The organism is Kitasatospora sp. NPDC057198, assembly GCF_042670125.1.
Classification (GTDB): Bacteria; Actinomycetota; Actinomycetes; order Streptomycetales; family Streptomycetaceae; genus Kitasatospora.
The window spans coordinates 1-6,075 of the sequence record NZ_JBHUWH010000462.1; the positions used below are offsets into that span (position 1 = coordinate 1).

General features: G+C 76.4%; 7 protein-coding genes. 4 read left to right on the forward strand and 3 right to left on the reverse strand.

Annotation, left to right across the window (positions count from 1 at the left end; translation table 11 throughout):
* Both ACFUEL_RS33080 and ACFUEL_RS33085 read right to left on the reverse strand, forming a co-directional pair.
* Positions 1–981: SDR family oxidoreductase (locus tag ACFUEL_RS33080; RefSeq protein ID WP_380240829.1), on the reverse strand; the 981-nt coding region annotated here is incomplete at its 3' end.
* Positions 982–1,025: 44 nt separating this feature from the next.
* The gene (locus ACFUEL_RS33085; protein WP_380240831.1) at positions 1,026–1,610 is read right to left on the reverse strand and encodes a DUF6328 family protein; all 585 of its coding nucleotides are present in this window, start codon (positions 1,608–1,610) and stop codon (positions 1,026–1,028) included.
* A 146-nt stretch (positions 1,611–1,756) separates the two neighbouring features.
* Between ACFUEL_RS33085 and ACFUEL_RS33090 the strand changes: the two genes are divergently transcribed.
* Both ACFUEL_RS33090 and ACFUEL_RS33095 read left to right on the forward strand, forming a co-directional pair.
* Positions 1,757–2,443, forward strand: coding sequence for an HAD family hydrolase (locus tag ACFUEL_RS33090; protein WP_380240833.1), 687 nt, complete (start codon positions 1,757–1,759; stop codon positions 2,441–2,443).
* Positions 2,444–2,627: 184 nt separating this feature from the next.
* Positions 2,628–2,993 carry a hypothetical protein gene (locus tag ACFUEL_RS33095; protein ID WP_380240835.1) on the forward strand — a complete coding sequence of 122 codons (366 nt, stop codon included), beginning with the start codon at positions 2,628–2,630 and terminating at the stop codon, positions 2,991–2,993.
* Here the strand turns inward: ACFUEL_RS33095 and ACFUEL_RS33100 are convergent.
* Positions 2,985–4,136: an AI-2E family transporter gene (locus ACFUEL_RS33100; RefSeq protein ID WP_380240837.1), complete on the reverse strand. Its 1,152-nt coding sequence runs from the start codon at positions 4,134–4,136 to the stop codon at positions 2,985–2,987. The genes ACFUEL_RS33095 and ACFUEL_RS33100 overlap by 9 nt on opposite strands.
* Before the next feature lie 275 nt (positions 4,137–4,411).
* Between ACFUEL_RS33100 and ddaH the strand changes: the two genes are divergently transcribed.
* Entirely contained in the window at positions 4,412–5,260 is an 849-nt protein-coding gene (gene ddaH, locus ACFUEL_RS33105; protein WP_380240839.1) for a dimethylargininase, read from the forward strand.
* 95 nt (positions 5,261–5,355) lie between these two features.
* Positions 5,356–6,075: iron-containing redox enzyme family protein (locus tag ACFUEL_RS33110; RefSeq protein ID WP_380240841.1), on the forward strand; the 720-nt coding region annotated here is incomplete at its 3' end.

Sequence of the window (6,075 nt, forward strand, 5' to 3'; positions counted from 1 at the left end):
GAGCAGCAGGGCGGCGGTGGCGCCGGCCGCGGCGAGCGGGGCGCGGTGGCGGTCGGCCCAGGACTGGAAGCTGCGGGGCTTCGCCTCGTCGTCGAAGCGGCCGTGGGCACCGTGGTCGCGGTGGTCGTCCAGCGGCGCCCACAGGTTGTCGGGCTGGTCGGGCGGGCGGACGTCGCCGGTCTGCTGGGAGTCGTAGCCGGTGCGGGCGAGGTAGCGGTCGAGCAGGCCGGGTGCGATCCCGTTGGCCAGCAGGGTGAGGACGGTGGAGGCGCCGACCCGGTACTCGCGGCGGCCGGGGTGGTCGGCGGCGTGCACGATCGCGCGGGCGATCGGCTCGGGCTGGTAGACGGGGGCGACGGGGCGGCCCATCCGGGGCAGCCGGGAGCGCACCCAGTCGAACTGCGGGGTGTTGACGGCGGGCAGCTGCACCATCGTGCAGCGCACCGCCGTGCCCTGGTGCAGCAGTTCGCAGCGCACCGCCTCGTTCCAGCCCTGCAGGGCGTGCTTGGCGCCGCTGTACGCGCTCTGCAGCGGGATGCCCCGGTAGGCGATCGCCGAGCCGACCTGCACCACGCAGCCGCGGTCGCGCGGCAGCATCCGGCGCAGCGCGGCCTGGGTGCCGTACACGTAGCCGAGGTAGGTCACCTCGGTGACGCGGCGGAAGTCGGCGGGCGTGATCTCGGTGAAGGGGGCGAAGACGGAGGCGAGGGCCGCGTTGACCCAGACGTCGATCGGGCCGAGGGCGCGTTCGACGCTCTCGGCGGCGCGTTCGACGGCGTCGGGGTCGGCGATGTCGACGGTGACGGCCATCGCGCGGGCCCCCATGTCGCGGGCCTCCTCCACGGCGGCGTCCAGGCCGGCCCGGCCGCGGGCCAGCAGGGCGACGCGGTCGCCGCGGGCGGCGAAGGCGCGGGCCACGGCGCGGCCGACGCCGGCCGAGGCTCCGGTGACGACGACGGTACGGGGTTCGGTGGGTGCCATGGCAGGCGTCTGACCGCCCCGGCCGGAGCGGAAACCGCCCCCGCTCAATCCGGCCGGCCGCCGTCCCCGCCACTTCCACTGCTCCCGTCCCCGCCGTCCTCGTCCCCGCCGCTCCCGTCCCCGCCGTTGCCGTCACCACCGTTGCCGTTCCCGTTCCCGTAGCGGTGCAGCAGCAGCCAGGGCAGCACCAGCCACCACAGCGCGAACCAGCCCATCACGGCGGCGACGATCAGCCAGGCCAGCGGGCTGCCGCCGGTGGCCAGGTGCAGCAGCATGAGCAGCGCGGAACCGACGGTGAGCGCGAGCAGGACGACGCCGAGGGTGACCACCCGGGCGGTGGCGTCGACGAGCTGGGGCTTGAGACGGCGCCCGGCGAGCAGCCGGTGGTAGGCGACGGGCGCGATCAGGGCGCCGGTGGCGAGCGCGCCGAGGACGACGGTGACCACGTACAGGCCGCGTTCGAAGCCGCTGAGGGTGGTGAAGCGCGGCATGAAGACCACGCTCAGCAGGAAGCCGAACAGGATCTGCGCGCCGGTCTGGGCGACCCGGACCTCCTGGAGGAGTTCGGTCCAGCGCCGGTCCGCGCGTTCGTTCGGGGTCTCGTGCCGACCCAGGTGCTGCTCGGCCATCCGCACCGCCCTCTTCCTGTCCGGCGTCTGTCCGTCCGGGCGTGGCGGAAAACGGGGGGTGTGGAGCACTCCGGCCGGGGTAGACGGGGGCACGCAGCGGAAGAAGTCCGGGCCGAAGGGCCCCGGGTCGGGAGGAGGCGACGGGCATGGCAGCGGACGTCGCGGCCGCACTGTTCGACGTGGACGGCACCTTGGTGGACACCGTCTACCTGCACACCCTGGCCTGGTGGCAGGCATTGGCGCAGTACGGCCACGAGGTGGACGCGGCCCGGATCCACCGGTCCATCGGCATGGGCAGCGAGCAGTTGCTCGACCACCTGCTCGGGGACGACCGGGACCGCTCGGAGGACGACGCGGTCGACGCCGCGCACCTCGCGCTGTACGCCCAGCACTGGCCGGGCCTGCGGGCCTTCCCGGGGGCGGGCGACCTGCTGCGGGAGTGCGCCGGGCGGGGCTGGCGGGTGGTGCTGTCCACCTCCGCCTCGGGACGCGAACTGGACGTGCTGCGCCGGGTGCTGGACGCCGACGACGCGCTGTACGCGGTGACCGACGCGGACGCGGTGGACGCCTCCAAGCCCGCCCCGGACCTGGTGCACGAGGCGCTGCGGCAGGCGTCCGCCCCGGCGGGGCGCTCGGTGTTCGTCGGCGACAGCGTGTGGGACGTCGAGGCGGCGGGCCGGGCCGGGACGCCGTGCGTGGGGGTGGAGACCGGCGGTTTCGCCGCCGCCGAACTGCGCGGCGCGGGCGCCGTCGAGGTGCACCCCTCGGTCCACGCGCTGCTGGACGGCCTCGACACCAGCGTGCTGGCCCGCCCCCGGGCCGGTGAACGGTGAACGCGCTGCGGACGGCGCCCGGCCGGCTGGCCCGCCACCTGTGCTACCGCGTCCGAGCGGCCTGCTGGGCCGCCCTGTGCTCCCTGTGCGCCCGGTCGGGCCCGGCCGCGGGCGCCACCGCGGTCGCGGCCGTGAACGTGGACGACCCACACTGACGACGGGGGACGACCCACACTGACGACGGGTGGTGAGGACGGTGGACGGTGCGACGCTCTCCCCCCGGGAGCGCCACCTGCTGGCGGCCCTGGAGGCCGAACTGCGGGTGGACGTCGAACTCGACCTGCGCCTGCGCACCATGCGCCGCCACCGGCTCCGCACCCTCCTCGGCCCGCCCTGCCGGGTCCTGCTGGCCGCCCTGCTCGCCCTGGCGGCAGCCGCGGCGGCGACGGCCCGGCTGGCACGGCTGGCACGGCTCGGACTCGCGGCGACCCTGACGGCGACGCTGACCGCCCTGACCGCCCTCGCCTCCCTGGTCTCCCTGGCGATCCGCACCGCCCGCCCCTCCCACGGCGGCCCCGGCCACGGCGGTCGGAGCTCGCACCTACCGTGAGACCCCGCCGCCCCGCCCGTCCCACCCGTTCCGCCCGTCCCGCCGCTCCCCGTCCGGGTGCTCCCCGTCCCCGTCGCGCAGTTCGCGGAACACCGCCCAGCCCACCGACAGCACCGGCACCGCGACGGCCGCGCCGACGATCCCGCCGAGGGTGCCGCCGACGGCCACCGCCAGGGCGACGGCGACGGGGTGCAGGCGGACGGCCCAGCCCAGCACCAGGGGGTGCAGGACGTGCCCCTCGAGTTGGCCGATCAGCACGATCAGGGCCAGCACCAGCAGGGCGGTGACCGGGCCCTTGGTGGCGAGGGCGACCAGGGAGGCGACGGCCAGCGCGATCGGCGAACCGACCAGCGGGATCAGCGCGGCCACGAACTCCAGGCCGGCGAGCGGCACCGCCAGCGGGACGCCGAGGACGGCCAGGGCCACGCCGACCAGGACGGCGTTGGTGCCCGCGACCAGGAACAGGCCCCGGGTGTACCCGGCGAAGGTGTGCCACGCGGCGCGCCCGCCCCGCCGCCAGACGGCCGCCCGCCGGGGCGGCAGCAGGTCGGTCGCCCAGTGCCACATCCGCTCCCCGGAGTGGGTCAGGAACACGGCGCAGAAGACCGCGAGCGCGAGCGCGGCGGCCGCCTCGACCACCCATCCGGCACTGGTGACGGCGGTGGACAGCACGGCCTGCCGGTGGGTGCTGATCAGGTCGCCCAGCCGCTGCCGGAGGTCGGACAGGGTGCCGGTCCTGGCGTGCAGCGGCGGCCCCTCCAACCAGTGCTCCAACCGGTCGACGCCGCCGCGCACCTGTCCGCCGAGCTGCCCGGCCTGGGCCCGGACCACCACCGCGACCAGCAGCCCCAGCCCGGCGAGCAGCGCCAGCGCGCCCAGCAGGGTGAGCAGCACGGCCAGGGCCCGCGGCATCCGGCGGGCCAGCAGGTCGACCGGCGGCCGCAGCACGGCCGTGATCACCAGCGCGACGAACACCGCCACCACCGGCAGGATCAGCCGACTGACCAGCAGGTAGCCCGCGTACCCGGCCGCCGCCAGCACCAGCAACCGCCAGGCGCGCGCCGCCGCCCGCTCCAACCCGCTCCCCGCCCGGCCCCCGGACGACCGCACCGCGTACGGCCGCACCCCCGGCGCCCCGGGCACGCGCGGCGCCCGCACCCGACGACCGCCCCGACCGCCCCGGTCGCCCGCTCGATGTCCGACTCCCGGCTTCACCACACCACCACCTCCGGCCGTACCGTCTGCCCGGCAGCAGCCGTTCCACCCGCCACCCCGCTCGCTCCCCTGCCCGTCGCCCCCGGCCCCGGCCCCGCCAGCGCGCCCCGCCGCCCCGGCCCGCCCCGTCCCCGACCCACCGCCGATCTTCCCCACCCCCGGGAGGCCGTTTCGCCGGGGGCGGCGGCGGACAGACGCGGCGCATGGACACGCTCGCCGCCCCCGTCGTCCCCGTGCCGCCCGGACCGCCGGCCCGCCCGCGGCGCTACCTGCTGTGCCCGCCCGAGCACTTCGCGGTGGAGTACGCGATCAACCCGTGGATGGACCCGGACCGGCCGGTGGACCGGGCCCTGGCGTTGCGGCAGTGGCGCGCCCTGGCCTCGGTGCTGCGTGCGCTCGGCCACCGGGTCGACCTGCTGGCGCCGGAGCCGGGCCTGCCCGACATGGTGTTCACCGCGAACGGGGCGACGGTGGTGGCCGGCCGGGTGCTGGTCGCGAACTTCCGCCACCGGCAGCGCGCGGGCGAGTCGGCGGCGCACCGGCGCTGGTTCGCGGCCGAGCGGTTCCGGCAGGTGCGCACCGCCGCCGAGGTGAACGAGGGCGAGGGCGACCTGCTGGTGGCCGGGCCGCGGATCCTGGCGGCCAGCGGTTTCCGCACCACCACCGCCGCCCACCGGGAGGCCCAGCAGGTGCTCGGACTTCCGGTGGTGTCACTGGAGTTGACCGATCCGCGCTACTACCACCTGGACACCGCGCTGGCCGTGCTGGACGACACCCGGGTGATGTACTACCCGGACGCGTTCGCCCCGGCCGCCCGCCGACTGCTGCGCCGGCTCTACCCGGACGCGATCCTGGCCGGCGCGCCGGACGCCGCCGCGTTCGGCCTGAACGCCATCAGCGACGGCCGCCACGTGGTGCTGCCGGCCGCCGCCCGGGGCCTGGCCGGACAGTTGCGGGCGGCCGGGTTCGTCCCGGTGCCGGTCTCGCTGCCGGAGCTGCTGAAGGCCGGTGGTGGCCCCAAGTGCTGTGTGCTGGAACTCCGTTCGGCCTGAGGAGGGCCGCTCGGAAGGGCCGTTCAGGAGGGCCGTTCAGGAGGGCCGTTCAGGAAGACCGCACGACCAGAACTCCGAGGAACGAGGTGGAACCCGTGTCGACCGCCACTCGTACGAGCACCGGCGCGCTCAGCGGCGCGAGCACCGGAGCGCCGCCGCTGCCTTCGGCCCGCGGCCCGCTCTCGGCCGCCGTCCTCACCGCGCTGCACCGGTCGCCCCCGACGCACCTGTCTCCCCCGCCGCTCGACATCCCGGCGGACCCCTGGGGCGAGGACGTCCAACTCGCCCTGTACGTCTGCTACGAGCTGCACTACCGCGGCTTCGCGGGCGTCGACGACGCCTGGGAGTGGTCGCCGCCGCTGCTCGCCCTGCGCGGGCGGCTGGAGCGGGAGTTCCTGGCCGCGCTGCGCCGCGAGGTGGGTGAACCGCCGCCGCTGGAAAGCGTGTTGGCCGAGCTGCTGGCCGAGCCGCCGGACGGCGACGGGCCCTCGTACCACCTGCTGACGGCGGGCACCCGGCAGCAGGCCCGCGAGTACCTGGTGCACCGTTCGACGTACCACCTGAAGGAGGCCGACCCGCAGATGTGGGCGGTGCCCCGGCTGCCGAACCCGGCGAAGGCGGCGCTGGTCGCCGTGCAGTACGACGAGTACGGCGCGGGCCGGCCGGAGCGGGCGCACGCCGAGCTGTTCGCCGCGATGATGGCCGACTTCGGCCTCGACCCGGCGTACGGCCGGTACCTGGACGCGGTGCCCGCGCCCGCCCTGGCCGTGGTCAACACGATGTCGCTGTTCGGCCTGCACCGTTCCCTGCGGGCC